The sequence below is a fragment of the Pseudomonas sp. G(2018) genome (genome assembly GCF_005502415.1).
Classification (GTDB): domain Bacteria; phylum Pseudomonadota; class Gammaproteobacteria; order Pseudomonadales; family Pseudomonadaceae; genus Aquipseudomonas.
In genome coordinates this window covers 1-26586 of record NZ_SCOO01000034.1, presented here as the reverse complement: position 1 = coordinate 26586, position 26586 = coordinate 1, and the positions used below count along the sequence as shown (strand labels likewise).

Annotated in this window: 25 protein-coding genes and 3 pseudogenes; 17 read left to right on the top strand and 11 right to left on the bottom strand. The window is 56.3% G+C overall.

What is annotated here, in order from left to right:
• The first annotated feature begins 128 nt into the window (after positions 1-128).
• The 3 genes from FFS64_RS25150 to FFS64_RS25140 all read left to right on the top strand — a co-directional run bounded on the left by FFS64_RS25150 (position 129) and on the right by FFS64_RS25140 (position 4691).
• Entirely contained in the window at positions 129-2471 is a 2343-nt protein-coding gene (locus FFS64_RS25150) for a TonB-dependent receptor (protein WP_256660531.1), read from the top strand.
• Between the two features lie 232 nt (positions 2472-2703).
• Positions 2704-3972 (top strand): OmpP1/FadL family transporter, encoded by a 1269-nt coding sequence (locus tag FFS64_RS25145; RefSeq protein ID WP_137807578.1) that lies wholly within the window; start codon positions 2704-2706, stop codon positions 3970-3972.
• Between the two features lie 44 nt (positions 3973-4016).
• The gene (locus FFS64_RS25140) at positions 4017-4691 is read left to right on the top strand and encodes a DUF3313 domain-containing protein (RefSeq protein ID WP_137807577.1); all 675 of its coding nucleotides are present in this window, start codon (positions 4017-4019) and stop codon (positions 4689-4691) included.
• Between the two features lie 98 nt (positions 4692-4789).
• Here FFS64_RS25140 and ligD read toward each other — a convergent pair.
• The 5 genes and pseudogenes from ligD to FFS64_RS25115 form a co-directional block, all read right to left on the bottom strand.
• A pseudogene (gene ligD, locus FFS64_RS25135) lies at positions 4790-5830 on the bottom strand (DNA ligase D); the annotation flags it as partial.
• Positions 5831-5879: 49 nt separating this feature from the next.
• Positions 5880-6818: a copper homeostasis membrane protein CopD gene (gene copD, locus FFS64_RS25130; RefSeq protein ID WP_137807576.1), complete on the bottom strand. Its 939-nt coding sequence runs from the start codon at positions 6816-6818 to the stop codon at positions 5880-5882.
• 3 nt (positions 6819-6821) lie between these two features.
• Complete coding sequence (copC, locus tag FFS64_RS25125; RefSeq protein ID WP_137807575.1) at positions 6822-7205, bottom strand: copper homeostasis periplasmic binding protein CopC; 384 nt, start codon at positions 7203-7205, stop codon at positions 6822-6824.
• A 259-nt stretch (positions 7206-7464) separates the two neighbouring features.
• The gene (locus FFS64_RS25120) at positions 7465-8853 is read right to left on the bottom strand and encodes a heavy metal sensor histidine kinase (protein ID WP_137807574.1); all 1389 of its coding nucleotides are present in this window, start codon (positions 8851-8853) and stop codon (positions 7465-7467) included.
• The gene (locus tag FFS64_RS25115) at positions 8850-9539 is read right to left on the bottom strand and encodes a heavy metal response regulator transcription factor (RefSeq protein WP_137807573.1); all 690 of its coding nucleotides are present in this window, start codon (positions 9537-9539) and stop codon (positions 8850-8852) included. The genes FFS64_RS25120 and FFS64_RS25115 overlap by 4 nt, the downstream gene beginning before the upstream one ends.
• A 555-nt stretch (positions 9540-10094) precedes the next feature.
• Here FFS64_RS25115 and FFS64_RS25110 point away from each other — a divergent pair.
• The 3 genes from FFS64_RS25110 (at position 10095) to FFS64_RS25100 (ending at position 12926) form a co-directional block, all read left to right on the top strand.
• Positions 10095-11039: a chromate resistance protein ChrB domain-containing protein gene (locus tag FFS64_RS25110; protein WP_137807572.1), complete on the top strand. Its 945-nt coding sequence runs from the start codon at positions 10095-10097 to the stop codon at positions 11037-11039.
• Positions 11032-12390 (top strand): chromate efflux transporter, encoded by a 1359-nt coding sequence (chrA, locus tag FFS64_RS25105; RefSeq protein WP_137807571.1) that lies wholly within the window; start codon positions 11032-11034, stop codon positions 12388-12390. Before FFS64_RS25110 ends, chrA begins: the two co-directional genes overlap by 8 nt.
• 83 nt (positions 12391-12473) lie before the next feature.
• The gene (locus tag FFS64_RS25100) at positions 12474-12926 is read left to right on the top strand and encodes a chromate resistance protein ChrB domain-containing protein (RefSeq protein ID WP_137807570.1); all 453 of its coding nucleotides are present in this window, start codon (positions 12474-12476) and stop codon (positions 12924-12926) included.
• A gap of 48 nt (positions 12927-12974) precedes the next feature.
• Here FFS64_RS25100 and FFS64_RS25095 read toward each other — a convergent pair whose 3' ends face one another.
• The 4 genes from FFS64_RS25095 to FFS64_RS25080 form a co-directional block, all read right to left on the bottom strand.
• Complete coding sequence (locus FFS64_RS25095; protein ID WP_137807569.1) at positions 12975-13106, bottom strand: YHYH domain-containing protein; 132 nt, start codon at positions 13104-13106, stop codon at positions 12975-12977.
• Between the two features lie 133 nt (positions 13107-13239).
• A complete protein-coding gene (locus FFS64_RS25090; RefSeq protein WP_137807568.1) occupies positions 13240-14376 on the bottom strand; it encodes a nickel/cobalt efflux protein RcnA in 1137 nt (378 codons plus the stop codon).
• 7 nt (positions 14377-14383) lie between these two features.
• On the bottom strand, positions 14384-14677 hold the full coding sequence (locus FFS64_RS25085; RefSeq protein WP_137807567.1) for a metal-sensing transcriptional repressor: 294 nt from the start codon (positions 14675-14677) through the stop codon (positions 14384-14386).
• 249 nt (positions 14678-14926) lie between these two features.
• Positions 14927-15130, bottom strand: a complete 204-nt coding sequence (locus FFS64_RS25080; RefSeq protein ID WP_137807566.1) for a co-regulatory protein PtrA N-terminal domain-containing protein — start codon at positions 15128-15130, stop codon at positions 14927-14929.
• Between the two features lie 577 nt (positions 15131-15707).
• Between FFS64_RS25080 and FFS64_RS25075 the strand changes: the two genes are divergently transcribed.
• The 11 genes from FFS64_RS25075 to FFS64_RS25015 all read left to right on the top strand — a co-directional run bounded on the left by FFS64_RS25075 (position 15708) and on the right by FFS64_RS25015 (position 25828).
• Positions 15708-17609, top strand: a complete 1902-nt coding sequence (locus FFS64_RS25075) for a copper resistance system multicopper oxidase (RefSeq protein WP_137807565.1) — start codon at positions 15708-15710, stop codon at positions 17607-17609.
• Positions 17610-17841: 232 nt separating this feature from the next.
• On the top strand, positions 17842-18816 hold the full coding sequence (locus FFS64_RS25065; RefSeq protein ID WP_137807564.1) for a copper resistance protein B: 975 nt from the start codon (positions 17842-17844) through the stop codon (positions 18814-18816).
• Between the two features lie 9 nt (positions 18817-18825).
• Positions 18826-19641 (top strand): cytochrome c, encoded by an 816-nt coding sequence (locus FFS64_RS25060; protein ID WP_137807563.1) that lies wholly within the window; start codon positions 18826-18828, stop codon positions 19639-19641.
• On the top strand, positions 19631-20098 hold the full coding sequence (locus tag FFS64_RS25055) for a DUF411 domain-containing protein (protein WP_137807562.1): 468 nt from the start codon (positions 19631-19633) through the stop codon (positions 20096-20098). The genes FFS64_RS25060 and FFS64_RS25055 overlap by 11 nt, the downstream gene beginning before the upstream one ends.
• A gap of 669 nt (positions 20099-20767) precedes the next feature.
• Positions 20768-21175 (top strand): hypothetical protein, encoded by a 408-nt coding sequence (locus FFS64_RS25045; RefSeq protein WP_137807560.1) that lies wholly within the window; start codon positions 20768-20770, stop codon positions 21173-21175.
• Positions 21176-21315: 140 nt separating this feature from the next.
• On the top strand, positions 21316-22002 hold the full coding sequence (locus FFS64_RS25040; RefSeq protein ID WP_137807559.1) for an isoprenylcysteine carboxylmethyltransferase family protein: 687 nt from the start codon (positions 21316-21318) through the stop codon (positions 22000-22002).
• The gene (locus FFS64_RS25035; RefSeq protein WP_137807558.1) at positions 21999-22268 is read left to right on the top strand and encodes a DUF5676 family membrane protein; all 270 of its coding nucleotides are present in this window, start codon (positions 21999-22001) and stop codon (positions 22266-22268) included. The genes FFS64_RS25040 and FFS64_RS25035 overlap by 4 nt, the downstream gene beginning before the upstream one ends.
• 25 nt (positions 22269-22293) lie before the next feature.
• The gene (locus FFS64_RS25030; RefSeq protein ID WP_137807557.1) at positions 22294-24477 is read left to right on the top strand and encodes a heavy metal translocating P-type ATPase; all 2184 of its coding nucleotides are present in this window, start codon (positions 22294-22296) and stop codon (positions 24475-24477) included.
• Positions 24474-24692, top strand: coding sequence for a hypothetical protein (locus FFS64_RS25025; protein ID WP_137807556.1), 219 nt, complete (start codon positions 24474-24476; stop codon positions 24690-24692). The genes FFS64_RS25030 and FFS64_RS25025 overlap by 4 nt, the downstream gene beginning before the upstream one ends.
• A 154-nt stretch (positions 24693-24846) precedes the next feature.
• Positions 24847-25176 carry a DUF2933 domain-containing protein gene (locus FFS64_RS25020; protein WP_137807555.1) on the top strand — a complete coding sequence of 110 codons (330 nt, stop codon included), beginning with the start codon at positions 24847-24849 and terminating at the stop codon, positions 25174-25176.
• Between the two features lie 211 nt (positions 25177-25387).
• Complete coding sequence (locus tag FFS64_RS25015; protein WP_137807554.1) at positions 25388-25828, top strand: cupin domain-containing protein; 441 nt, start codon at positions 25388-25390, stop codon at positions 25826-25828.
• A 55-nt stretch (positions 25829-25883) separates the two neighbouring features.
• On the opposite strand, the pseudogene FFS64_RS25010 reads toward FFS64_RS25015, so the two are convergent.
• Positions 25884-26480, bottom strand: a pseudogene (locus FFS64_RS25010) (tellurite resistance TerB family protein); the annotation flags it as partial.
• Positions 26474-26586: pseudogene (locus FFS64_RS25005) on the bottom strand (phosphatidylcholine/phosphatidylserine synthase); the annotation flags it as partial. The pseudogenes FFS64_RS25010 and FFS64_RS25005, both read right to left, overlap by 7 nt.

The window sequence follows — 26586 nt, the reverse complement described above, 5'->3', positions numbered from 1 at the left end:
CCTGACCCAATCCATCTATGCACCTACAGCACCAAACCCAAGTAAATATTTTTTACGACAGAGGTAGGGTTTTCCCGCGCTCGTGACGGCTAGTCAGTACAGCCCTCACTTTCCAAGGAACACCGTCCATGAAGCACCGTCGGCATTTGCCATTGTCCGCCCTCGCCGCCAGCCTGTTGCTCGCCTTCGGGGCAACGGCCCACGCGCAGGAAAAGGTCGAACTTGACCTGCCGGGCACCAGCCTGGACAAGGCGCTCAATGCCCTGGCACGGCAATCGTCGGTGCAGATCATCTTTGCCAGCGACATCACGGCGGGCAAAACCACCAAGGCGCTCAAGGGCCGCTACACGCCACAGCAGGCCCTGTCGCAATTGCTCGACCACAGCGGCCTGAAAACCCAGGTGCGCGACGAGTACACCTTCGTCATCGTCCCGGCTCAAACGTCGGAACCCGCCGCCGCCATCAAGCCCGCCGAAGTCGAGTACATCGCCCCCATGGTGATCCGTGGCGACGTGCTCGGCGGCGCGACAGACCCGGAAGTCCTCGCCTACGCCGGCAGCCGTTCGATGGTCAAGGAAGCCGACCTGCATAAAGCCAGCGTGCGTGGCGTGGACGATGCGCTGCAACGGGTGCCCAGCGTAAAGATCTTCGACGAAACCGGCACCGGCGCCCTGCCCCAGATTTCCGTGCGCGGCCTGTATGAAAGCCGCAGCGGCCGGGTGCAAGCCTTGTCCGATGGCATTCCCCTGGCCCTGGCGCCTTATGGCCAGACCGGTTTGTCGCTGTTCCCGGTGACCCTGGCCACGGTCGACCGCATCGATGTCGTGCGCGGTGGAGCTGCCGTGCAATACGGCCCGAACAACGTCGGCGGGGTGATCAACTTCATCAGCAAGCCGATTCCCAAGGCGTGGGAAACCACCCTGCAGGAGCGCACCACCTTCAACGCCGGCGGCCATCAGCTGTGGGACACCTACCTGGGCACCGGCGGCTACCTGACCGATAACTTCGGCCTGCAACTGGACCTCAACACCATCAACGGCGATACCGCCCGCGAACATTCCGAAGGCGAGATCCAGAACTATCGCCTGCGCGGCCAATGGAACATCGACGATGACCGCGACCTGAGCTTCGGCGTGCAGCACTACCAGGCCGACATGGACCTGGCCGGTGCGCTGAGCGTCAAGGACTACAAGGACGATCCGCGCCAGTCGACCCGGCCACTGGACCGTTTCGAAGGCGACACCGACCGGGTCTGGGGCACGTACACGCAACAGCTCGGCGCCATGGGGCCGTTCGATTCGGTGGAGTTCAGCTGGACGAATTTCGCCCACAACAGCTACCGCAATTTCGTGGTCGGCCTGCCCTTCACCCCGGACGGCGCGGCTGTGACCAAGCAGGACGGCCCGCGGGACTTCAAGGTCTGGGGCAGCGAACCGCGTCTGAGCATGAGCATCGACGGTGACCGACTCAGCCAGACCTGGTTGCTGGGTGCGCGTTACGTGCGCGAAGACATCGACTACAAGGTCAACCGGCAAAGCCTGGCCACGGGCAAGACCACGCCATTCCGCGACTGGACCTTCGACGACGAGGCCAAGGCGTTTTACCTGAGCAACGCCATCGGTCTGTTCGACAACCGCCTGACCATCACCCCGGGCGTGCGTTACGAAAACGCGACCATGAACTACGACGACGGCATCACCGGTTTCCAACACGAGAACAAGTCCGAGGAGTGGCTGCCAGGCCTGACCGTCGGCTTCCAGGCCAGCGATGACTGGTTCGTTTATGCCAATGCGCAAAAATCCCTGCGACCACCGCAGGTCACGCAGATCGTCAAGGAAGGCGACGTCGGTGCCGAACTGGCCTGGAACTATGAAACCGGTGTGCGTTACACGCCGTGGAAAGGTTTGCGCGTGGACTTCGGTGTGTACCGCATCGATTTCAGCGACCAGATCGTTTACAACGCCACCACCGACCGTTTCGTCAACCTCGGCAGCACCCGTCACCAGGGCATCGAAACCGAGGTGTTCTGGACCCCGTCGGCGCTGCCCGATCTGGACCTGCATGCCAGTTATGCCTACCTCGACGCCAAGCAGCGCAACGGCAATTTCAAGGACAACGAAGTCCCGTACGCCTCGCGCAACCAGTTCAACGTCGATGGCCGCTACCGCTTCGCCGAACACTGGACTTACAGCCTCGACGGCCTGTTCGTCAGCAGCGCCTACACCGATGCGGTCAACTCGGGTGACGAAGACGCGACCGCGTCCGTGGGCAAGCTCCCGGCCTATTGGGTGTGGAATACCGCGATCGAACGGGAATTCAAGCTGCAGGACCACAGTATCCTGACCGCCTCGGCCGGGGTCAGCAACCTGTTCAACCGCGAGTATTACTTCCGTGGCATCGACACCAGCCCATGGGGCCGCCAACCGGCGCCGGAACGCTCGTTGACCCTGGGCCTGAACTATCGGTTCTGATGGCGCGGCTGACAAAAATCCAATGTGGGAGCAAGCCGGCTCCGGGCGGCGTTCCGACGAAAGCGGTGGGTCAGTCAACATGAATGTTGGATGGGATGACCTCTTCGCGAGCAGGCTCGCTCCCACAGGATGCACAGTGCTTACTGGCTTTTTATCGATTTGAACCTACGCTCTTTTCGCGAGGACAACACATTTTCAGAGCTGTCGGAGACGGCTCTCGGGTACTGATGCCATGCAACCAAAAGTATCTGCTCTGCCCGTCGTCACATTGCTCGCCCTGTGCTGTCAGCACGCCTGGGCCGGCGGTATCATGCTCTACGAAATCGGCACCGATAACGCCGGCCTGGCCAACGCCGGTGCCGCAGCGCGCGCCCAAGGCCCATCCACCATTGCCAGCAATCCGGCCGGCATGAGTTACCTGCCGGGCACGCAGATCACCGGTGGCTTGCAGGTACTCTACGGCAACCTCAAATTCGATCGCGACGATGACACCAACGTCGCGGGCAGCGGCAGTGGCAATGCCCTCGATCCGATGCCTGGCGGCAGTTTTTTCATCAGCCATGAACTGGATGACCACTGGAGCGTCGGTTTCGGCCAATACGGCGACTTCGGCCTGGCGGTCAACTATGATAATGAATGGTCCGGGCGTTACTTCGCGCAGAATTCCAGCCTGCTTGGACTGTCGTTGGTGCCGAGTGTGGCTTACCGCTTCAACGAGCAATGGTCGGTAGGCGTCGGCGTCACGGCCATGTACGGCATGCTGCAAGCCCAGACCGCCATTGACCGTTCACCGTTCGGCTTCACCGACCGCAGCGACGGCCAGTTCAAATACAAGGACAAGGATTGGGGCTTCGGCGCGAACGTGGGGGTGATCTATGCCCCGCAGCCCGGCACCCGCATCGGCCTGGCCTACACTAGCAAGCTCGATCTGGAGTTCGAGGACGGTCTCGACGTCAAAGGCGACGGCCCGTTGTTGCAACGCCTGGACGGCACCCAGACCCAACTCGACATGACGGTCCCGCAAACCGTCACTTTGAGCCTGTTCCAGCAACTGGACCGGCAGTGGGCCTTGCTCGCCTCGGTCAACTGGCAGGACTGGTCAGAATTCGGCGAGATCGCCGTGCAGGTCGACACCTCGGCGAACGATGCCCGCTCGACTACCGTCGACGCCAACTACAAAGACACCTGGCACCTGTCGCTCGGCGCGCAGTTCCAGGCCACCCCGCAACTGTTGTGGAACTTCGGCGTGGCTTACGACAGCAGCGCCGTGTCGGACGGCGATCGCACCTTCACCGTGCCCATGGCCGAATCCTGGCGGCTGGCGACAGGGGCCACCTATGCATTGAACAAGGTCACCGACGTCAACGTCAGTTGGGCCATGGTCTGGCTCGGCGACATGCCGGTGGACCAGACCAAGTCTCCATCGGGCAATCGAACTTCCGGTCAGTTCGACAATGCCTGGATTCAAGCCGTGACCGGGAACATGACCTGGCGTTTCTGATTGCCCGCTAACGAAAACGACTGATCCAAGGAGTACACCGCATCATGAACCTGTCCCGAAATTTGCTCGTCGGTGCCGCACTGACCGGACTGCTGCTCGGTGGTTGTACCTCGAAAGTCACCGAACGGGAGCAGTACTCCGGCTTCCTGTCCAACTACAACAACCTGCAAGAAGTCACGACCCCCAGCGGCGGAACGGCGATGCGCTGGGTGAGCCCGTCGTGGAACCCCAATGCCTATGACACCGTGGCGTTCAACCGGCTGGAACTCTATCCGGCGCCCAAGCCCGATGAGCGGGTCAACCGGCAGACGCTCACTGATATTCAGAATTACATGACCAGCAAGGCCAAAGCCACGCTGGGGCAGAAATACCGGGTGGTCTCCAGCGCAAGCGCCGCACCGGCCGGTTCGAAAATCTTGATCATGCGTGCGGCCATCACCGGCGTCAGCGCCTCGAACGAAGGCATGAAATGGTATGAAGTGGTGCCCATCGCCGCCGTAGTCGGGGCGACACAAGCAGCCACCGGTCACCGGGACCAGGACACAGAGCTGTTCATCGAAGCCGAGTTTATCGACGCGAAAAACAACCAGACCGTGGCCAAGGTTGTACGCAAGGTATTCGGCAAGCAGCTCTCGAACGAAAGCCAGAAAATTACTGCGCAGGACTTCAAGGCGGCCATCGACAAGCTGGGGACTGACTTCCAGGCGTTTATCAAGTAACCCTGTAGGAGCGAGTTCGCTCGCGATGGTCGTGAACGATAACGCGTGAAACCGGATGCCCAGAGTCGCCCTCCGGCTTTTCGCGTGCGAGTTCGCTCCTACACCATCCCGACCCGCCGTCGCATCTCGGCGGTGATCGTCTGCCTCGTTTTCTTCATGTCCGCCCAGGGCCCGTTGCCCACTTCCGCCAGGCGTTCGTGCACGTTGTGCACGTTCCACTGGTTGCCGCCCTTGAGTTCACCCACCTCTTCACGAAAGATCGGCACCGACACCGGCAGTCCCTCCCGGGTGCGCACTGCGTAGGCGCAGATGGTGGTGGCGCCCAGCCCGTTGCGCAGGTAATCGATGAAGATCCGCCCGACCCGGTTCTTCGGCCCAGATACGGCGGAAAAGCGCTCCGGCAGCATCTTCGCCATATCGCTGACAATCCCGTGGCTGAAGTCCTTGACCTCATCCCAGCCGAGTTTGCGGGTCAGCGGTACCACCAGGTGAATGCCCTTGCCGCCGCTGGTCTTGAGAAACGCCTTGAGCCCCAGTTCATCGAGTACCGACAAGGTCAATTGGGTGGCCTCGATCATGCGCTTCCACGGCAGCGCCGGGTCCGGGTCGAGGTCAAGGACGAAGCGGTCGGGTTTGTCGAGGTTGTCCGAGGTCGCGTTCCAGGTGTGCAACTCCACCGTGTTCATCTGTACCGCGCCAACCAGGGCTTCGGCATTATTGATGACCATCATCGGCTGGCCCGTGAGCGCCTGGTCCAGGGTAGTGATGCCGGGGATGGCCAGACGCTCGGCGTTTTTCTGGTAAAACAGCTCGCCGGCAATGCCGTCCGGCGCACGCACCAATGCCACCGGGCGATCCTTGAGCTGCGGCAAAATCCACTTGGCGACGCTGGCGTAATACTCCGCCAGTTGCACTTTGGTGGTGCCGCTGCTGGCGTCGATGACGCGGTCCGGGTGAGTGATGCGTACTTTGCCCGCGGCCAAGCCGAGTTGCGACGGAGCAGGTTCGGCTTTCTTTTGCACGGCGGCCACTTTTTTTGCAGGGGCAGGCTTCGCAGAAGTCGCTTTCACGGCGGTCGGACGCTCCTCGGTAATGTCTTGGGCAGGTTTATCGTCGCGCAGGCCATGAAAAACCGCATAGGCCTTACAATTCACTCTTGGGCCTCCTCCGTTGGCTGTCGCAACCTCTCTATTCCGCGTTCATTTGCATCTCAGGGCTTAAGGTACCTAGCCACGCGACGAGGCAAAGTATGATGACTGCCATTGAAAATTCGAGCGTCATGCTGCGGCGCAAAGCAATGACCGCGGCAGAATACTCTCCGTTTCGAACTGACCGTTCCAGTACCGGACTTAAGTGGAAACGGTTGAGCGTGGCTAACACGATCATCCCGGCGAAGAGCAAAATCTTCAAAAATAGCAGTTGGCCATAAGTACTGAGCATTACCTCATCGAGGTTTGGCCCAACAATGAACAGATAATTTACTACGCCCGTGACGATTAAGATTACAACAATCACTCCACCGGCTGATTCAAAACCAGTCAGTACCCGAGCAAGAATTTGTGCTTCTTGATCGCCTTTGAGCGATTTCAAACGCAGCAGCAGGGCAAATGCCGCCAGTGCCCCCATCCAGCCACCTGCAGCCAATAGATGGAAGATATCGGCAGTAAAATGCCAGTAGCGACGGCTTCCCTCATCCATTGCACCGTGACCCGTCCATGCCAGCGTAGCCAACGCAATCGCTCCGCATACGGTGACAATCCAGAGACTGAGTGTCGGAAGGCGTTTATTTAAAGCGACGCCTATCACTGCCATCACCAAGGCAGCTATTCGGACCATCCAGGTCAACCCGACGTCGGTCCCCATTAGGACCATCTGAAAAATATGTTGATGCAGCTCCATAAACTCCGACACGCCGCTCATTGCCTTCGCAAGCAACAACATAGCGGTCAGGGACAGAGCTACACCTACAACGGAGGCACCGTAGAGAAGCGACTCAAAATTCAAGACCGTGCCCGATACTCTTTCCTTTCCCCTGAGGCTATATAAGCCGAAAATTGCTAATCCGAATAACAGCATCAGGTCAAAATAAAGAGCAAAGCGGACCACAATACTTATTGAGTCGCTCATAAATCATTTCACTTTGAATGAGAAGCTGCCGGTGATCGGGTGAGTGTCCGAGGAGACAGCACGCCATTCGACTTTGTAGGTACCGGTGGTCAAAGGTGCTGCCGGTGTAATCACCATCGTTTTCGGATCACCGCCACCAGCGACGGCTGCCTTAACCCCCATTGGAGAGTTCGGCATACCTGGCATATCGGTCATGATCAGTTTTGCACCGGAAAACTGAGTCGTAAGATTCTCAGAAAAATGCAGCTCAATTTTCGAAGGGGCCGCCACATCCGAGCCTTCTGCCGGAGTGGAAGAAAGAAGCTTTGGATGTGCTTGAGCAAGTGCACTCAGAAGCAAACCCGCAGTAAGAGCAACAGCAACGGTGGTGGTTTTAATTAATGACATGCAAGACTCCTCACAGCAAGAGCTGTTGATTCGAGGTTTGTTTGGGAATATCTAGTTTTTTTGATTTTCGTTTCTGGTTAAAACCACTGATGAATAGCTAGTAGTCTCCGTGCCCTAATGCAGTGCGAACGGGAAACTCACTAGAACCCCAATGTCACAGTGCAAGAACACGATGCCACACGAACGCAAACTGTTCGATTACATTTCAGTCAGCTTGGGCGCGGACGTTTGGCGCCCTTGACCGCAAACACAGCGTCTTTCAGCTCATATTCATGTCAAAACTCGGAAACTCTAGATGAAAGGCCGTTCTCCCATCAGATGACGTACACCATATTTTGCCATCATGCGCTTCAACAATTGATCGGGTAATCGAGAGCCCTAACCCCGCGTTGCTTGGGCTGCCTTCTCGCCGAGCTGGATCGGCGCGATAAAAGCGATCGAACAGCTTTTCAAGGTGTTTCGGAGCAATTGGTTCTCCTTGGTTCTCCACAATGACCAATACCGACATTTCCTTCTGCCGGATATCGACAGCGATGGACTTTCCTTCAGAGGTGTAGCGCAGCGCGTTTGAGAGCAGATTCGAAATGGCTCGGTGGAGCATCAGAACATCGCCTCGGACACTGCCCCTTCCTGAAACTGTGAGTTCAATACCTCGCTCATCTGCCAACAGGCGGTAGTACTCGAGTAATTTTTCTACGACTTCTACCAGGTCTATTGGTTTGTTCTCATGCGTTATTAGTCCATTGTCAGACTTCGCCAGGAAAAGCATGTCATCAATCATCCGACTCATATGCTTCAAGTCATCAAGATTTGAGTAGAGATTGTCTTCGTAGTCCTCGATATTTCTTTTTCTTGAAAGCACTACTTCCGTGTGGGTCATCAAATTGCTGACGGGTGTTCGTAATTCGTGAGCGATGTCTGCAGAAAAATTTGATAAACGTACAAACGCATCATCCAGCCTGGACAACATTGCGTTGAACGACAGCACCATCTGCTGAAGTTCTTTGGGAACGGGAGCTAGGGGGATGCGCTCTTTGAGTGATTTAGCTGACATAGAGGCAGCGACGCGCGTGACCTGACGAATAGGTCGCATGCCGCTGCTCGCTACCATCCAGCCGAGGGCAGCGCTGACCAAGGCGCTAATCACAAGCCCCATCCAAAACCATCGTTCAAGCGTCTCGAAGAAGGACATATGCTGAGTAACGTCAAAGATCAGAACAACGGTCAACGGTTTTTCTTGTCCTGGCACCACAGCTTGTGCCGTTACACCTCGGAACATCTGCTCTTGCTGCCGCCATTCCCAGACGTCGTTGTTTGTGGTTGTGCGGAACTCCACCGGAATATCTACAGGGCCGGGATCAGCAAACAGTAGCTTGCTGTCACCATCAATTATTAGGGCCGTCAAATCACGGTGAGCCCCCAGTAACGCCTCCAGTTCAGGCTTAAAATCGTTGAATTGATCAATGCCGTTCAACCCGGCCAGAATTCTCTGCGTCGAGTGGAGCTTTTCGTTCAGTGCCTGCTGATCCAGCATCTTGAAGTGATGCCGGCTGAGATTGTTGAAACTGAGTCCGGCGACCGTGAGCACGGCAGTTACAGCAAGCATGAACATTAGGCTCATGCGAGTCGTCAGGGACATTCTATTCATTCCAACTCCGAATCAGGTGAGTCGAGCATGTAACCCATACCCCGAGAGGTATGGATCAGTTTGACCTCAAAATCGTCATCGATCTTTGCTCTCAGCCTCCTCACCGCAACCTCGATAACGTTGGTATCACTGTCGAAGTTCATGTCCCAAACCTGAGAGGCGATAAGTGACTTCGGTAGCACCTCCCCTCGACGACGCAGCAACAGCTCAAGCAAGGCAAACTCTTTGGCTGTCAGGTCGATGCGTTTACCTCCACGAATGGCTCGGCGCTTGAGCAGGTCGACCTCCAGGTCAGCCAATTTCATATAGGTTTGCGAGGGCGCGCCGTTACCGCGACGCAGCAATGTTCTGACGCGAGCCAGCAGTTCAGAAAATGCGAAGGGTTTGATCAGGTAATCATCAGCTCCGAGTTCAAGCCCCTTTACTCGATCCTCGACACGGTCTCGCGCCGTAAGAAAGAGCACGGGAACATCCTTCCCGGATGCACGCACCTTCTTGAGGACTTCCCAGCCATCCAGCCCAGGCATCATGACATCAAGAATCAGCAGGTCATACGCCTCGCTCAACGCGTGCTGAAGCGCTTCATTGCCATGGGTGAAACGATCAACATTGAACCCCGCCTCGGTGAGTCCTTGCTGCAAATAGATACCTATTTTGGGTTCGTCTTCAGCAACTAGAAGTCTCATGGGGAGCTCTCGAATAATGATGAAGCGAAGTCTGTAACGAAACGCACCAGCTAACCAGCAACTGACAGAAAAGTAATGTTGGCTTCAGGTTGATGTCAGCGAGCGGTGTCCAGGGTTCATACATGAGCACTTCCTAGTGCTCACTGCGTCGACTGGCCAAACTGACATCCCAAGGGCCACCGGTCACGGGATAGGTGCGCCTGCACTAGTATAAAACCTGCAAACCAACCCAATAACCGAGCAGCAAAGGTCAACCAAGGGCCGAGAAACCACTGAATGTGGTGAGTCGGTTCTGTGGTGGTGTCGTGCCTGAGTTCAGGCGTTCTGAAAATCCGACTTTTTTCAACAGAATCAACCCAAACCGGACGCTCATCCCGAACGTCTGAAGCTTGAGAGCCTCACTGACAAGCCTCCTCGCACAGCACATTGACTTAGCGTTCGCCCTCTCCTTCTTCCCGTTGGCCTCGCCAATACCCTAGCTGTGAATGGGAGCTTTCCAAATGCCTGGATCAAGAGTAATGTAATACTTACTACACAATAGCTATCTAACTCTACATGAAAAATTGGCTGACTCTGATTCTCGGTTTACCCACTGCCAATGCCACTGAACGCATGCGGGCCTGGCGTGCCCTGAAGGCATCAGGTGCAGCGGTTTTGCGTGATGGTGCCTATTTGTTGCCTGACACCAATGTCTGTCGTGAAGTTTTGGTGTCTGTCGAACGCGACATCCTCTCCATCAATGGCACTGCTTACATCCTGCCGGTGGTCGATCCGCAGGGTGAGCGTTTTGTTGAGTTGTTCGACCGTAGCGATGACTACAGCAAGCTACGAGTAGAGATCGAAGAATGCCGTGGGCAACTCAATCCTGAAAACGCATTGGCCACCACCAAACAGATTCGTAAGCTGCGCAAAACCTACGATCAGCTTTCCTGCATCGATTACTTTCCAGGCAAGCCGAGGCAGCAGATTGACTCAGCCTTGCAGGAGCTTGAGACGGCAGTCAGCAAAGCGTTATCTGCGGATGAACCCCATAGCCGCGACCAGCTCATAACGGCACTCAATCGTGGCGACTATCAAGGTCGTGTCTGGGCGACACGTAAGCGTCCATGGGTTGATCGTCTGGCGTGTGCCTGGTTGATTCGTCGCTTCATCGACCCCCAAGCCCAGATCCTCTGGCTTAACAGCCCAACAGACTGTCCAGCAGATGCCTTGGGTTTCGATTTCGATGAAGCGACCTTCAGTCATGTCGGCAACCGCGTGACCTTCGAAACCCTGCAAGCCAGTTTTGAGCTTCAAGAGCCCGGCCTAAACCGTATCGCGGCCTTGGTGCACTACCTCGATATCGGGGGCATTCAGCCGGTGGAGGCTGCCGGGATAGAGCGTTTGCTGGCTGGGCTGCGCGAAACCATTACCAAAGACGACCATTTGCTAACTGCTGCGAGTGCTATTTTCGACGGCCTGCTCGCCGGGTTTGTGAAAGAGGAGCAACCCCATGAATAAGGTTGTTACACCAGCGGTTGAAGAGGAGCTGTCGCGACCGCAAGAAATCGGCTTGCGTGAAGCGTTTTGGTTCTGGCTGAGGCTCGGTTTCATTAGCTTCGGCGGGCCAGCGGGACAGATTTCAATCATGCACCAGGAGCTAGTAGAGCGGCGGCGCTGGATTTCCGAGCGTAGATTCCTCCATGCACTCAACTACTGCATGTTGCTTCCTGGGCCGGAAGCTCAGCAGCTGGCAACCTACATCGGCTGGCTGATGCATCGGACATGGGGAGGCGTCATTGCGGGTGCATTGTTTGTGCTGCCCTCGCTATTCATTTTGATCACCTTGTCATGGATGTATATCGCCTTCGGCGAAGTGCCCGTGGTGGCCGGGCTCTTCTATGGGATCAAACCCGCCGTGACCGCCATCGTAGTGCAGGCGGCACACAGGATCGGCTCAAGGGCGTTAAAGAATAATTGGCTGTGGGCAATAGCGGCGGCATCATTTGCAGCGATCTTTGCGTTCAATGTCCCTTTCCCGCTGATCATCTTAGCGGCCGCGATAATCGGGTATTTCGGAGGGCGTCTGGCGCCCGAGAGGTTTCGAGCAGGGGGCCATATCGCCGCCAAAAAGTCCTTCGGCCCAGCCGTGATCGATGATGACACTCCATCCCCGGAGCATGCCCGGTTCAGCTGGTTGAAATTAGCATCACTCGCGCTTATCGGCACGGCGCTGTGGGCATTGCCGATGGGGATTTTGACCGTCCTCTTTGGTTGGGATGGCACCCTGACTCAAATGAGCTGGTTCTTTACCAAGGCCGCGTTGCTGACCTTTGGCGGAGCCTACGCTGTGCTCCCGTATGTCTATCAAGGCGCGGTTGGTCACTATGGCTGGCTAACTCCGACACAGATGATCGACGGACTGGCTCTAGGGGAAACCACACCAGGGCCGCTGATCATGGTGGTGGCCTTCGTCGGCTTTGTCGGGGCCTATGTCTCGCAGGTGTTCGGTGCCGATCAAATGTTTCTGGCCGGGGCTGTCGCCGCCTCCCTGGTGACATGGTTCACCTTCCTGCCCTCGTTCCTGTTCATCCTCGCTGGTGGCCCGCTGGTGGAGTCAACCCACAACGAACTCAAGTTCACTGCACCGCTAACTGCCATTACGGCGGCAGTGGTTGGAGTGATCCTCAATTTAGCGTGTTTCTTCGGTTATCACGTGCTGTGGCCGAAAGGCTTCAACGGCAATCTCGACTGGCCCTCTGCACTGATCGCCATCGCAGCGGCAATTGCCTTGTTCCGCTTCAAGCGGGGCGTCATCCAGGTGCTGACGGCCTGTGCGCTCGTCGGATTGGCAGTACATTTGATGCGCTAAACCGCGCGACTGGATTAACGATTTCTGGCGGGCACTGGGTCCGCCAGATCACCCAGCCTACTGAGCCAGGCAGGAGGTGTTCCATGAGGTGGATTACCCGTGAACGACCGAAGATCGACCGTATCGCCTGTCCTTGGGTGATCGCTCGCTTTATCGATCCCCAACCCGAGTTTTTATATGTACCCAGTGGTGATGTGCTGCGCTTAGCGGCGGAGCAAGACGCTGCGCCCTACGACATTCCCGGCGTAGAACTTACCCATGAGGGCGAACTGTGCAGTTTCGATGCGTTTCTGAAAAAGTACCAGCTCAGTGAACCAGCCTTACAGCACTTGGCCAAGATCGTACGCGGCGCCGATACCTCTCGCCTGGATCTGACTCCGCAATCAGCTGGGTTGTACGCCATCTCACTGGGACTGTCGCAGCGATATTCCGACGATCATGAAATGCTTTCGCATGGACTGATCCTGTACGACGCACTCTATGCATGGTGCAAGGAGTGCCAAGGTGAATCGCATATCTGGCCTCCACAAATGTGAGAAAGCCAGCTTGCATCAAAGCCCAGCCTCAAGCTGGGCTTTTGCCGTTTAGTGGCAGTGGTAGTCGTTCGTTTTATGGTTGCGATGGCAACCTTTTGAATCAGTACCGCCGCTGTGCGCGAAGGCAGCAACGCAAGTAATCGAAAGTAAAGCGGCGATCAAAATGGCAGACAGTTTCATCAGGGCGTGCTCCATGCTCAAGTTTTTATATCCGTGAGACCTCTCACGCTTCGCAGCGTATGGCTAATTGCCTTCACTGGGCAAGCGACTTCCTTACAACGTAGCTGGTGAGGTCAGACACTCGGACGTCGTCTTATGCGTTCAGGCCAATCCAGCCATGAAAACCTACGTACAGACCAACACCGATGATCAACACGCTGGACAGGTACGGTGCGCGACGAGCCACGGTGCCCAACCAAGGCCAACGGTTGGAAGCCTGCTTGGCCCCAATAGCCGCCGCAGCGCCCACCGCCACCAAGGTAATCGCCAAGCCAATGCTGAAGCACAGGACGAGCATGCCGCCTAATGCCACCTCTTTAACCTGAAGACATAGCAACAGCACGGTAATGGCGGCAGGACAAGGAATCAGACCGCCAGTCAGACCGAACATGACGATCTGGCCCGTGGTGACTTCCCGGCTGGTAAAGCGTTTACGAATATCATTGGCATGGGCACGCTCGTGCGCATCCTGATAGCCGTCAATCGACAACCCCAAACCTTCCAGTTCGGAATGCGCATGCCCGTGGTCATGTTCCTTGTACTGCAGATCGTAATCATGAGAGTGGCCCGCATGCACGAAACTCAAGCGAGCACTGAACTCATGAGGTTCCGGGATATCGACTGTCGACTCCAGGAAGCCTTCGCGTTCGACGAAAGCGAACGGTTGAGTGCTGCCGTCTGGACGGGTCGTCATCAGGTGAGCATCTGAGGCAGCCCAGGCGTGTCCGGTCAACGTCTTCAGGCGCCAATGCGGCGGCATGCCTTCCTCGAATATCGACAATTCAACGCGTCCATGGCCGGTATCGATTCGGCGGATTTCATCATGGTGGCCATGGTCATGCTCGCCATGGTGGTGATCATCACCTTGCTCGAATTCGAACATCTGCTCACCGCGCCAGGTACGCCACAGCATCCAAAGCGCAATCACGATGATCAGTGCAGAGGACGCAAGCTGGAAATACGGCTCAGTAGTTTCAGCGTCCAAGCCTTTGCCCAGGTACATGCCGCCGATGGCGACCAACCACACCACTGCGGTGTGCGAAAGTGTCGCGGCCAGCCCCAACAAAACGGCCTGTTTGACCGAGCCTCGGATGGCCACGATGAAGGCTGCCATCATGGTTTTTGAATGGCCCGGTTCCAGGCCATGCAAGGCACCGAGAAGAATGGCGCTCGGGAAATACAGCCAGGCGTGAGCCCCGCCCTGTTGCAGCAGATCAGCGAAATTGGGCATGTCAGACCTAGAGGTACTTGGTGATTTGCTTGAAGGCTTCCAGTGGTGCGCGCTCGCCATTGTTCAACGACGAGACGGTATCCTCCAGGCAGTGATCGATGTGATCCTGAATGAGCGCGCGCTTTGCCTGACATACGGCTTTTTCGACAGCATGGAGCTGCTGGGCAATGTCTACGCACTCACGCCCCTCTTCGATCATGGTGATGATTCCACGTAAATGACCGTCTGCCCGCTTCAGGCGTTTGATGATCGCCTCATGACTTTGGTGGACGTGTGGGTGCATGTGTTCGTGCTCACTCATAATTTGAGTCTTCGCGATTAATGAATTACGCGAATCGTATCCCCCCCAGGGGGATACGAGCAATTAAGAAACGCTCTGAACAGAGCCGTGGTTTGGGCGGTCAAATTCTGGCCGTCAGTCGGATATCAGAGCAAGCACCGGTAGTGGCGCCAGGCATCAAAATCCGGGGTCAGTTGCCACATGCGTGGTTGAGCGAAAGATGACATAAGCCAGCCAACATGGTGATTACAATTCAGTAAGCTTGGCTGCCTAGCCATGAGGCTTTTCGGGCTTGGCTTTTTGCAACACGACGTCTCGGTCTACTGTCGCAGCGGTTGAGGCTTTGTGTGCCTCCATTGCGACAACCTGAGCTTTCTCCAAACGTTCGAAAGTTCGGTCGCCACCGCCTTCTGCGAGAGCGAGTGAGGAAACGGCCAAGGTGAAGCTCAGCATCAAAACGTTTGTCAACTTCATTGTTCTAGTCCTCAGTATTGAACTCCTACTCCATCCAGATGAATGGGAGAGGTTGAGCAGTTCGCTTGATGAGGATGTTAGGCAAGGCTTCCTTTCAGGCAGCTGAGGCGGGAATTACAATCTTGACAGTTTGGCAAGCTTCAAAAAAAAGAGACATTCGCAACGGCTGCACTGGAGCCTATTGAGATGGGACGTCGTGACCCATCGGGCCATACAAATGAATGTTTGTTATAGACAGATTATCGTGGGGAAGCGTTTAGGAATAATTCAATGGAATCGTATCAAGTAGCCCAAAAGTAAAGCACCCAGCCTCTCATCGTAGAAAGCCAAGCCGAAGCGATGGACCACAAGAATTGCTGAAGAGCTTGCAGCGTTCCCAAGCTGACAGAAATGTAATCACTGTGGTGATTCAAATGTGGCAATTTCAAAGCTCGCTTGCCGTAAAAGCTCTTTTTCAGTAACGGCGGGCGAAACTCATCCGGGTTCATTACGCTCCCCCGGAGAGAGTGCCTTCAACCTGAGCAGCTCATTGCTTGTTTCGCACGGCTTCCCTTTTGACTGATTGGATATAAACGGCATGCATTCCAAAACCTCTAGGCGGACATTCGTAAAAGGCTTGGCCGCTGGTGGCATTCTCGGCGGCCTTGGTCTGTGGCGCACGCCTGTATGGGCAGTGACCAGTCCTGGTCTGCCGAGCGTGCTCACCGGTAACGAATTTGATCTGTTTATTGGAGAAACCCCTGTAAACATCACCGGCTCGCCACGCACAGCCATGACCATCAATGGCTCATTGCCCGGACCTTTGCTGCGCTGGCGTGAAGGGGAAACAGTCACGCTGCGTGTAAAAAATCGCTTGGATCAAGACACCTCCATTCATTGGCACGGGATTATTCTGCCCGCCAACATGGATGGTGTACCGGGTTTGAGTTTCCATGGCATCGCTCCCGATGGCATGTACGAGTACAAATTCAAGGTTCATCAGAACGGTACGTACTGGTACCACAGCCACTCTGGTTTACAGGAACAGGCCGGCGTTTACGGCCCAATCGTTATCGACTCGAAAGAGCCCGAACCTTTCCAATACAACCGCGACTACGTGGTGATGCTGACTGACTGGACCGATGAAGATCCAGCTCGGGTCATGGCCAAGCTCAAGAAGCAATCGGACTATTACAACCACCACAAACGGACCGTTGGCGACTTCATCGACGATGTCAGCAAGGAAGGTTGGTCTGCTGCCGTGGCCGATCGGAAGATGTGGGCTGAGATGAAAATGAACCCCACTGATCTCGCAGACGTCAGTGGGGATACTTACACGTACCTCATGAATGGTCAGGCACCGAACGGTAACTGGACCGGGGTCTTCAAACCGGGCGAGAAGCTGCGCCTGCGCTTCATCAATGGCTCGGCTATGAGCTATTTCGATGTCCGTATTCCTGGCTTGAAAATGACCGTTGTGGCCGCCGATGGACAACACGTCAAACCCGTCAGCGTCGACGAGTTCCGCATTGCCGTGGCAGAAACGTATGACGTCATCGTAGAACCTGCCAGCGAAGAGGCTTACACCATCTTCGCCCAATCTATGGATAGAACTGGGTACGCACGCGGAACTCTGGCCGTTCGCGAAGGATTAAAAGCACCGGTACCTGCGCTGGATCCTCGACCTCTTTTGACCATGGATGACATGGGAATGGGCGGTATGGCGGGTATGGACCATGGCAGCATGGCTGGTATGGGTGGTAGCGAGATGAAACACGGTGACATGTCCGGGATGACCGGTATGGACAGCGGTAACATGGCCAGCATGGACCATAGCAAGATGGCCGGCATGGACCATAGCAAGATGGCAGGGATGGACCACGGCAAGATGGCCGGTATGGACCATAGCAAGATGGCAGGGATGGACGGTGGTGATATGTCAGGAATGACTGGCATGGGCAGTATGGGTGGCGAAATGCAGACCCATCCAGCTTCCGAAACCAACAACCCATTGGTTGACATGCAAGCCATGACCGCGACGCCGAAGCTAAACGATCCAGGCATCGGGCTGCGGAACAACGGTCGTCGAGTACTTACCTATTCTGATCTGAAAAGCACTTTCCAAGACCCTGACGGCCGCGAGCCCAATCGCACCATTGAACTTCATCTTACCGGTCACATGGAGAAGTTTTCGTGGTCGTTCAACGGCATCAAATTCTCTGACGCCGAACCGCTGCGCCTGAAGTATGGGGAACGTCTGCGCATCACCCTGGTGAACGACACGATGATGACTCACCCCATCCACCTTCACGGTATGTGGAGTGACCTTGAAGATGAGAACGGCAAGTTCATGGTACGCAAGCACACAATCGATATGCCACCGGGCACCAAGCGCAGCTATCGAGTTACTGCTGACGCTTTAGGTCGCTGGGCCTATCACTGTCATCTGCTTTTCCATATGGAAATGGGCATGTTCCGTGAAGTACGGGTTGATGAGTAAAGGAGACGATCTGTGAGCACATACCTGAATAGTCAATCGCTAGTGGGTTGCCTCTTTGCCATTGGCCTGTTGAGTGGACTCTCGTCCGCAGTACTGGCAGGGGATGGTAGTAGTGACCATTCGCTGGCGACTCCTGCGAAAGCAACAAATCAGCCCGCAACTACGACAACCGAGTCAAAACCCGATCACGGGTCAATGGATCACAGCAAGAAGCACCATGAGCCGATGGATCATGACCAAAAAACCAAAAAGGCAGATTGAGATCATGACCAGTCAATTCATACGCCCAACGTTGTTAGCAATGGCAGTCTATATCAGTCCTGCTTTCTCTTTCATGGCCCAGGCGGCAGAAGAGATGGATCATTCCAAGATGGATCACGGCTCGATGGGAGCTATGGACCATAGCAAGATGGGGGCAATGGATCACAGTAAAATGAGCATGGACAATGGAGCAATGGACGGTATGGAAAGTATGGATGGAGGGGCTACCACCACCAGCCGAACGCCAATCCCTGTACTGACCGACGCTGACCGTGCAGCCGCGTTCCCTGATGTGGCTGGTCATGGTGTTCACGACAAGAAGGTCAACTCCTTCATGCTGATGGATAAGTTTGAGTACCAGGATGCTGACAACGGTAGTGCATTGGCCTGGGATGCAAAAGGATGGATCGGCGGTGACGTTGACCGACTGTGGTTGCGCTCGGAAGGCGAACGTACCAATGGCGTAACGGAAAACGCTGAACTCTCAGCACTTTGGGGGCACTCCATCGGTCCATGGTGGGATGTCGTCACCGGCGTACGACAAGATTTCAAGCCCGGGTCACCACAAACTTGGGGAGCGCTTGGTATTCAGGGCATGGCCCTCTATAACTTTGAAGCCGAAGCGACTGCCTACATCGGTGAGAATGGTCAAACCGCTGCTCGATTGGAAGGCGACTACGACATTCTGTTGACCAATCGCCTGATCTTGCAGCCGACGGCCGAAGCCAATTTCTACGGAAAAAATGATCCTCAGCGCGGCATTGGGTCTGGATTGGCAAACACCGAAGTAGGACTCCGATTGCGTTATGAGATTGTTCGCCAATTTGCCCCTTACATTGGGGTTAGCTGGAGCCGCTCCTACGGCAATACGGCAGACCTGGCCAGCGATGAAGGAGAGGATGCCAACGAGGCGCGGTTTGTCGCCGGTATTCGGATGTGGTTTTGAGGGTCTGACATGAAAAGAACATTGAAAACATTGACTGCTGCCGGGGTGGTCGCCGCAATAGCAGGCGCCGGCGTGGTGTATTTTGGTGTGATCAATGTTGGGGCGGATGATCCACATTCCGATCCCGTTTACGCGCTACTTTCCACCGCTCGGGATCGCTCGATCGAAGTGCGCTCACGCGACATTGAAGTCCCCGACTTGAGCGATGAAGCGCTCATCCGCGCGGGTGCCGGGAACTACAACTCTATGTGCATCGGTTGCCATCTAGCCCCGGGCATTGCAGGAACCGAGTTAAGTAACAGCCTTTACCCTGCCCCTCCAAATCTTTCAAAACTGGGTGTTGATGGAAACCCTGCCGCAGCTTTCTGGATCATCAAGCATGGCATCAAATCCACAGGCATGCCCGCTTGGGGTAAAAGCATGGCCGATCCCTACATATGGGGAATGGTCGCTTTTCTCCAGCAGCTGCCTTCATTGGATGCAGAGCAATACAACGCTCTAGTAACCCGCAGCGGTGGTCATCAACACGGTGGCGGCGAGAGCAAAATGCATAACCATGAAGGCCAGCATCAGGTCCAAAAAGGGGCCGCCGCCGGGCATCATGATGCGGGTACAACCGAAGAAATAGCTGAAGCAGGCGACCATCATGGCGAGAGAAACAGCGCCCATGACCATGAGGCGGCCGCAGCGCCTTCTCAGGATGAAGATATCGAACACGCCGATCTTCAGGTTGTGGAGGCCTCACATGACGCTCCTGCAACTCCGGCCGTTCTGCCAAAAACTCATACCCACGCTGATGGGAAGGAGCATACCCATGCGAAATAACTTTCTTCGTCCCGGTCGGGCACTTCGCCTCGCTGCATTGGCGGCTCTGTTTATCGGTTCAGTTGGTCATGCCGCAGAGTCGCTGACGATCGACGTCCATCGTGACGCTAACTGTGGATGCTGCAAGAAGTGGATCCAGCACCTTGAAGCTAACGGCTTCACCGTCGTTGATCATGTAGAAACCAACATGAGCGCGGTCAAGCAGAATCTCGGTGTTGCTCCACGACTCTCGTCCTGCCACACAGCAATGATCAATGGAAAGTTTGTTGAAGGTCACGTGCCCGCCGAGCAAATCATTGCGATGAGCAAACGTGACGACCTTCTCGGGATCGCCGTTCCTGGCATGCCGGCTGGATCTCCAGGCATGGAAGTCAACGGAAAACGTGATGCTTACCAGGTAATCGGCTTGTCCAAAGCAGGCGCAGACCAGGTCATTGCTGAATACCCCGGAAACTAATCTGGCCCCTCAATCCTGTCCCCGCATGGCTACGATCGTCATGAATGGAGATTGCCCGCCAACGTGAACTATCATTGAGTTATCCATTAGTTTGATTTGGATCAACCTCTCCATTGTTTTGCTAACTAGACTGAAAACCAATACGACGTAACAAGTCGAGGTTGTAAGCCATGTACTGGTTCCGACGTCACCGCCAACGGCTATTGCACCTCTCCCTCGCGGTATGGGTGTTAGCGGTGACCGTGATGGCAATCCAGGGCTGTTTGGTGCAACCGAATCACACTATAGCCGCGCCACACCATGCCGAGCAGCACATGGTGGATGACCATGCTCTCCACGCCAGTGGTTGCCTTCAGAACTGTGAGGACACTGCCACGGCGCTAAAACCTGTATCGCAGGTTCCAGCATTAGACCCCATCCAGTGGGCCGCCCTTTTGCTGTTAACGGCGGCAGTATTTATGGTGCTTAATCCCGAGGAAAAATCCTCCTTCGCTGCTCTTGCACTGAAGCGCCCCGCACCGCCGAGGCCGCCAGTCCGCCTGACGTTCGTTCGCTCTAACGATTAATCCCTACTCCTGAGTGGCCGGGCACCGGTCGCTCTGTCTAGCTGCGCCGCTTTTTTGCGACTCAGTTGTACCTGCTTATCCCCAATAATCTCTGGAGTTCATCATGCAAGCGCATTCTAAATTGGTTCTAGCCGCCATTTTGGCTAGCAGTGCATTCATAGCCTCCGCCGAGGACGCGCACCACCCGGCCGGCCTCCCAGGCGACGCAGCTGCGAGCGCAACATCAGCGCCATCGGCCATGAACAAAGCCATGACCGAACAAATGGAGAAAATGCAGGCGGCGCATGACAAAGCGGCAGCGGCTAAAACTCCCGCTGAGCGCCAGGCCGCCATGCAAGAAGGCATGAAAGCGATGAAGGACAGCATGGCCATGATGAGCAAGGAGCAGAACGCAATGGGTTGTATGGGCATGTCTGGAGCCAAGGATGGCGGAGGTAAAGGGATGATGGACATGATGATGCAGATGATGGAGCAACAGTCGTCCATGATGGAAATGCCAATGAAAAAGTAAATGTGCAGAAGAGCTGCTGCCCATTACAAAGCACGAGTACTGCCTGGGTTAACGCAGAATCTGTTTATGCCCCACGGCCACGGCGATCATCGGCATAGGCACGAACAGCAAACACGCCAGGCAAATGAGGAGTACCCGCCATGAACCACACTGGATCGGCCTACGGTCTTTGGTCGCTGGTCATTATCAACTCATTAGTGTTTCTCTTGTTCGCCTTCAGCTTCACCCGGCCTAAAACGAGCCGCGATTGGCGCTCCTTCGGCATGTTCTCGGCATTCCTGGTAGCGCTGTTTACCGAAATGTACGGTTTTCCGCTGACTATCTACCTGTTGATGCCCTGGCTCACTCGCAACTTCCCTGGCATCGACTTCCTCTCGCACGACGCTGGGCATTTGCTCGAAACAGTGATGGGCTGGAAGGTCAATCCGCACTGGGGTCCATTCCACATTATCAGCAACCTGTTGATCGCTGGCGGCTTCTGGTTATTAGCGGCCGCCTGGCGTGTGCTCTACAAGGCCCAAGGGACTGGGCAACTGGCGCTCGACGGGCCTTATGCGCGGATCCGTCACCCGCAGTACGCCGGTTTCGTGCTGATCATGTTTGGCTTTTTGTTGCAGTGGCCGACGTTGATCACCCTGGTGATGTTCCCAATCCTCCTGGTGGTCTACGCCAAGCTGGCGAAGCGAGAAGAACGGGAGATGCTTACGCACTTCGGCGATACCTACCGCACTTACTGTCAACAGACGCCGGCATTCCTGCCCTGGTCAGCCCCCCACAGTCCCAACACCCCTACTGGCGCCCCTCCAGGCTCAGGAGAACAGTCTTGAACGCTCCCTGGAAAACCGGCATTTCTCTGGCCCTGACCATGGCCATTTCCTACACCATATGTGCACTGCTCTATGCGCTATGGCCGGCGCAGGGTATCGCCTTTCTCAGCGCTTTGTTCCATGGACTCGACTTCGGTCGCCTTCAAGCTCCACGAGACTACAGTGTGGCGACTTTCGTCGGGCCACTGCTGGTCTTGAGTGTATGGGGCGCGTTGGTCGGCACCTTGTTCGCGTGGCTGTCCGCCAAGCTCCATGGCAGGCCTTGATAGCCGCTTCGAGCAGGAGACAGCGATGAACGAATCACACATGCAACACAGCCAACATCAGCAGGCGCTTGCATCAGGGAGAATGGCGAAAGACCCGATCTGCGGGATGATGGTGGATAAGACCACAGCGTTGTCACGAGAACGTGGCGGGCGCAGCTATTACTTTTGCAGCGATACCTGTTTGCGTACCTTCGAGTCGCCAGAAAAAGAACTGAAGGCGATGAAGACCCGCGTCACTATCGCCCTGACCGGAGTACTGGCTTTGGCGCTGCTGCGTGCTGGCGCCTTCATTGCACTGGCTGCTGGTGCAACACTGCTGACTTGGGTGCCGATCCCGGCGCTCCCTTGGTTCACATGGGGTATATGGCTATTTCTGCTGGTAACACCGGTGCAGTTCATCGGTGGCTGGAGTTTCTATAAGGGGGCGTGGAACGCCATTCGCACCCGAAACATCAACATGGATTTTCTGATCGCCCTCGGCACGTCGGTCGCCTATTTCTACAGTGTCGCGGTGTTGTTCTTCCCGGACGTCCTACCGATCAAGGTGGACGAGCGCGATGTCTATTTCGAGGTGTCAGCGGTCATCATCGCCTTCGTACTGCTTGGCAGGTACATGGAGGAGATCATCAAGAAAAAATCCTCAGCCGCAGTACGGCGCTTGCTGGATCTCAAGCCTGCGATCGCGCACGTGATTCGCGATGGGCAAGAAGTCGACCTACCCGCTGAAAGTGTCATGGCTGGCGAGTTCCTGATAGTCAAACCTGGCGAAAAAATTCCCACCGATGGCGATGTCAGTGAAGGTCAGTCAACGGTAGATGAGTCCATGTTGACCGGCGAGTCTATGCCGGTTGACAAGCATCCAGGCAGTCCGGTGATCGGAGGCACGCTCAATGGTAGCGGCGTACTCACCTTCAAGGCGAGCAGGATCGGTGCCGACACGGCACTGGCGCAGATCATCAAGATGGTCGAGGAGGCGCAGACCAGCACGGCACAGATCCAGCGGTTGGCCGATCAAGTCACTGGCTACTTTGTGCCGGCCGTGGTGACGGTCGCGCTGATGGCCCTGATCGGCTGGACTCTCGTGGGGAACTTTCCGCAGGGCCTATTGGCCTTTATCGCGGTTCTGATCATATCCTGCCCCTGCGCACTGGGCGTAGCGACTCCCGCCGCGTTAATGGTCGGTGTTGGCAAGGGCGCCGATAACGGCATTCTTATCCGCGGCGGTGAAGTATTGGAGCGGGCAGAAAAACTGAGTACAGCGGTGTTCGACAAAACCGGCACTATTACCCGAGGCGAACCCAACGTAACCGATGTGATCCCGCTTGGTACCGCGTTGGAAAACGAAGTCTTGATGCTCGCCGCCGCCGTGGAGTCCGGTTCAGAACATCCGCTCGGCGCAGCGATAGTGCGCGCCGCTCAGCATCGCGGCATCAGCCTGCCGAAAGCGACCGGCATCCATGGGATCGCCGGTCACGGCATCGAAGGCAGTGTAGACAGTCGCAAAATCTGGCTGGGCAACCGGCGTTTATTCGCCCGCCAAGGCATTTCGACCGAGGCTGCCGAGGAGCACCTCATCGGCCTGGAAGCCGATGGCAAGACCGCGATGCTGGTCGGTGTCGGCGACCGCTTGCTCGGGGTGATTGCTGTGGCCGATACCATCAAACCTGAAGCGGCTGAAGCCGTTGCGGCATTGCAGGCAAGCGGCATCAAGGTCGTGCTACTGAGCGGCGACAACCATCGTACTGCGCAGGCAGTCGCGCGCCAGGTCGGCATTGAGCAAGTGATTGCCGAGGTCTTGCCGGACGACAAGGCCGCAGTGATCCGTCAATTGCAAAGCGAAGGGCAGGTCGTGGCCATGGTTGGCGATGGTGTCAACGATGCACCTGCCCTGGCCACCGCTGACATCGGCATTGCCATCGGCTCGGGTTCCGATGTAGCCAAGGAAACTGGCGGCATCATCCTGCTCAAGAACGATGTACGCGACGTGGTAACCGCAATCAAGCTGTCGCGCGCAACCATGGTCAAGATTAAACAAAACCTGTTCTGGGCATTCATCTACAACAGTATCGGCATTCCAATCGCGGCCTTTGGCCTCCTTAATCCCATCATTGCTGCCGCCGCTATGGCACTGAGCTCCCTGTCGGTAATCGCCAACTCCGCGCTGCTCAAACGTGCCCGTATTGGCTTTAGTCAGGAGGCCAAATCATGAAACGCGAAGTTCTGATTATCTGCCTCCTGGTCAGTGCTCTGGCTATCGCAACGGTGGTTTACCTGTTGGGGCTGACCGGGAAATCGTTGGCCATTGCAGCGATTTTCCTGCTGTGCCCGGTCTTGGTCGGGGTGCAACTTTTTCGCGGCGTCCGCCAATTTGATAAGGACATGGCCGAGGCTAATCGACAACTGAAAAGGAAGAATCTGCCTTGATACTTTATGCGGCTCCCCCCTGAATTGCCGACGCATTGGACACGTAAACCGAGGTTCTGGCTCGCTATGCTCACACATCCGATAGCGCTTCAGCAAAATGGGAAGTGGCCTTGCGCTATGGCCGTCCCTCCCGTTCCCTCCAAGGAGTGCCATCATGAATCAACATAACCTACCCCGGCACCGCGTAAGGGGCACCAATTGGTACTTTTTAGGCTTCCTAGCCATCGCCGGTTATTTCCTGTTCACCGAGCACAGGGCTCACGTCCTTCCCTATCTGCCATTCCTGCTACTACTGGCCTGTCCACTGATGCATTTTTTCATGCACCGTGGGCATGGGCATGGGCATGGCGGACATGAACACAGTGAGAGTGGCGAACGTAACGTTTGCTGTGGCCAGCAACACATCCGCGCCGGCAATAGCCAGGAGCAAGAGCACGATGGTCTATCCGATAACAAGACGAAACATCCTGATCGCCCTGCGTGATGGATTAGTCCTACAGGCATAATACCGTGAAGATAATCGATCTTCGGTTGGCTCGGCGGCGACCACGTCGTAGTTGTCTTCAGGTCGAGCGACGCCCGAAAAATCCCATCGACGGTGAAACTGCCCGGACAGACGGCCCCGGGGTGCGGCTTCCGACGGACCTTCAAGGGCATACAATCAGCAGGTGCCGCTTCATCCCCGGAGAGCAATCATGCGCACAACTCACGTCATCGAAGTCCCCCCGGAACCCTTCAACGTCGTCGGCGAGGCAATCACGGTCCTGGCTGGCGGGGATCTGAGCAAACCCTTTGAAATGCATATTCAGGAGGGCGTGCAAGGTGGCGGCCCGCCACCGCACTTTCATCCGTGGGACGAAGCGTTTTATGTGGTGGACGGCCAGGTCGAAGTGACCGTCGAGGGCAAATCCACCACCGTCTCGGCCGGGGGGTATGTGCATATCCCTGCCGGGGCGATTCATGCCTACAAGAACATCAGTACCACCGCGAAGATGATCGGCGTGGTCTCCGATCCGCGTGGCGGGCAGTTTTTTGCGGCGATGGACCGGTTCAAGGTGCCTGAGGATCTGCCTAGGATATTCGAGGTCGCCGAGCGCTATGGCGTTACCTTCCTGGTATCGAAACCCGCAGGTTGACCGCGTTGTGGGAGCGGGCTTGCCCGCGATAGCGGACTGACGGCCGACCTGAAATTCAGACAGTACCGCCTCTGGCCTGCTGTTCCAGATGCACCTGCAAATCCGGATCAATCTGCAACGCCGCCGCCAATTGATCCAGATAGTTGCGCTCGGCATCCTGCTGATCGTCCACCAGCATCACGCTGGCCAGGTACATCTCGGCGGCCATGCCTGGGTCGGTGGCCGATTGCGCCACCTCGGCAGGGTCCAGCGGTTTGGCGACTTCATCGTCGAGCCACTGCTGCAATTGCGGATCATCGGTATGACGGCCGATTTCGGTGCTGATCATCTGCTTCTCGGCCGGGTCGATCCGGCCATCGGCCTTGGCTGCCGCGATCAGTGCCCGCAGGATCGCATGGCTATGCTCCTCGACTTCCGGGCCGGCCAACAGATCCACCGTGCGCAGCGCCTGTTGCGGTGCCTGTTGCTGCTGTGCGGCCTGGCTGCGCTGCCAAGCCTGATATGCCTGGAACGCCATCATCCCTAGCGAAGCCAGCGCGGCATAGTTGGTGCCACCGCCGGAACGGCCCTGAGGGGAACCGCCCATCGGCGAGCCGCCCAGCAAGCCACCGAGCAGTCCGCCCAGCCCGCCCATTCCACCCGAGCCAGCGCCGGGATGAACACATACGTCAGGTAATCGATGACCAGATCGAGGATCGAACCGTCGAAACTCGGCAGCACCGACTGCACATTGACCTTGCGCGCCAGTGCGCCGTCCA

Bases quoted from the DNA above. Each gene is read 5' to 3' on its own strand.
- FFS64_RS25110 (WP_137807572.1), top strand. From the start codon at position 10,095: ATGAAAAATTGGCTGACTCTGATTCTCGGTTTACCCACTGCCAATGCC.
- FFS64_RS25100 (WP_137807570.1), top strand. From the start codon at position 12,474: ATGAGGTGGATTACCCGTGAACGACCGAAGATCGACCGTATCGCCTGT.
- copD (WP_137807576.1), bottom strand. From the start codon at position 6,818: ATGAGCGACTCAATAAGTATTGTGGTCCGCTTTGCTCTTTATTTTGAC.
- FFS64_RS25095 (WP_137807569.1), bottom strand. From the start codon at position 13,106: ATGAAACTGTCTGCCATTTTGATCGCCGCTTTACTTTCGATTACTTGC.
- FFS64_RS25015 (WP_137807554.1), top strand. From the start codon at position 25,388: ATGCGCACAACTCACGTCATCGAAGTCCCCCCGGAACCCTTCAACGTC.
- FFS64_RS25025 (WP_137807556.1), top strand. From the start codon at position 24,474: ATGAAACGCGAAGTTCTGATTATCTGCCTCCTGGTCAGTGCTCTGGCT.
- FFS64_RS25140 (WP_137807577.1), top strand. From the start codon at position 4,017: ATGAACCTGTCCCGAAATTTGCTCGTCGGTGCCGCACTGACCGGACTG.
- FFS64_RS25120 (WP_137807574.1), bottom strand. From the start codon at position 8,853: ATGAATAGAATGTCCCTGACGACTCGCATGAGCCTAATGTTCATGCTT.
- FFS64_RS25115 (WP_137807573.1), bottom strand. From the start codon at position 9,539: ATGAGACTTCTAGTTGCTGAAGACGAACCCAAAATAGGTATCTATTTG.
- FFS64_RS25045 (WP_137807560.1), top strand. From the start codon at position 20,768: ATGCAAGCGCATTCTAAATTGGTTCTAGCCGCCATTTTGGCTAGCAGT.
- FFS64_RS25150 (WP_256660531.1), top strand. From the start codon at position 129: ATGAAGCACCGTCGGCATTTGCCATTGTCCGCCCTCGCCGCCAGCCTG.
- FFS64_RS25055 (WP_137807562.1), top strand. From the start codon at position 19,631: ATGCGAAATAACTTTCTTCGTCCCGGTCGGGCACTTCGCCTCGCTGCA.
- FFS64_RS25085 (WP_137807567.1), bottom strand. From the start codon at position 14,677: ATGAGTGAGCACGAACACATGCACCCACACGTCCACCAAAGTCATGAG.
- FFS64_RS25065 (WP_137807564.1), top strand. From the start codon at position 17,842: ATGACCAAAAAACCAAAAAGGCAGATTGAGATCATGACCAGTCAATTC.
- chrA (WP_137807571.1), top strand. From the start codon at position 11,032: ATGAATAAGGTTGTTACACCAGCGGTTGAAGAGGAGCTGTCGCGACCG.
- FFS64_RS25020 (WP_137807555.1), top strand. From the start codon at position 24,847: ATGAATCAACATAACCTACCCCGGCACCGCGTAAGGGGCACCAATTGG.
- FFS64_RS25075 (WP_137807565.1), top strand. From the start codon at position 15,708: ATGCATTCCAAAACCTCTAGGCGGACATTCGTAAAAGGCTTGGCCGCT.
- FFS64_RS25080 (WP_137807566.1), bottom strand. From the start codon at position 15,130: ATGAAGTTGACAAACGTTTTGATGCTGAGCTTCACCTTGGCCGTTTCC.
- FFS64_RS25090 (WP_137807568.1), bottom strand. From the start codon at position 14,376: ATGCCCAATTTCGCTGATCTGCTGCAACAGGGCGGGGCTCACGCCTGG.
- copC (WP_137807575.1), bottom strand. From the start codon at position 7,205: ATGTCATTAATTAAAACCACCACCGTTGCTGTTGCTCTTACTGCGGGT.
- FFS64_RS25145 (WP_137807578.1), top strand. From the start codon at position 2,704: ATGCAACCAAAAGTATCTGCTCTGCCCGTCGTCACATTGCTCGCCCTG.
- FFS64_RS25030 (WP_137807557.1), top strand. From the start codon at position 22,294: ATGAACGAATCACACATGCAACACAGCCAACATCAGCAGGCGCTTGCA.
- FFS64_RS25040 (WP_137807559.1), top strand. From the start codon at position 21,316: ATGAACCACACTGGATCGGCCTACGGTCTTTGGTCGCTGGTCATTATC.
- FFS64_RS25060 (WP_137807563.1), top strand. From the start codon at position 18,826: ATGAAAAGAACATTGAAAACATTGACTGCTGCCGGGGTGGTCGCCGCA.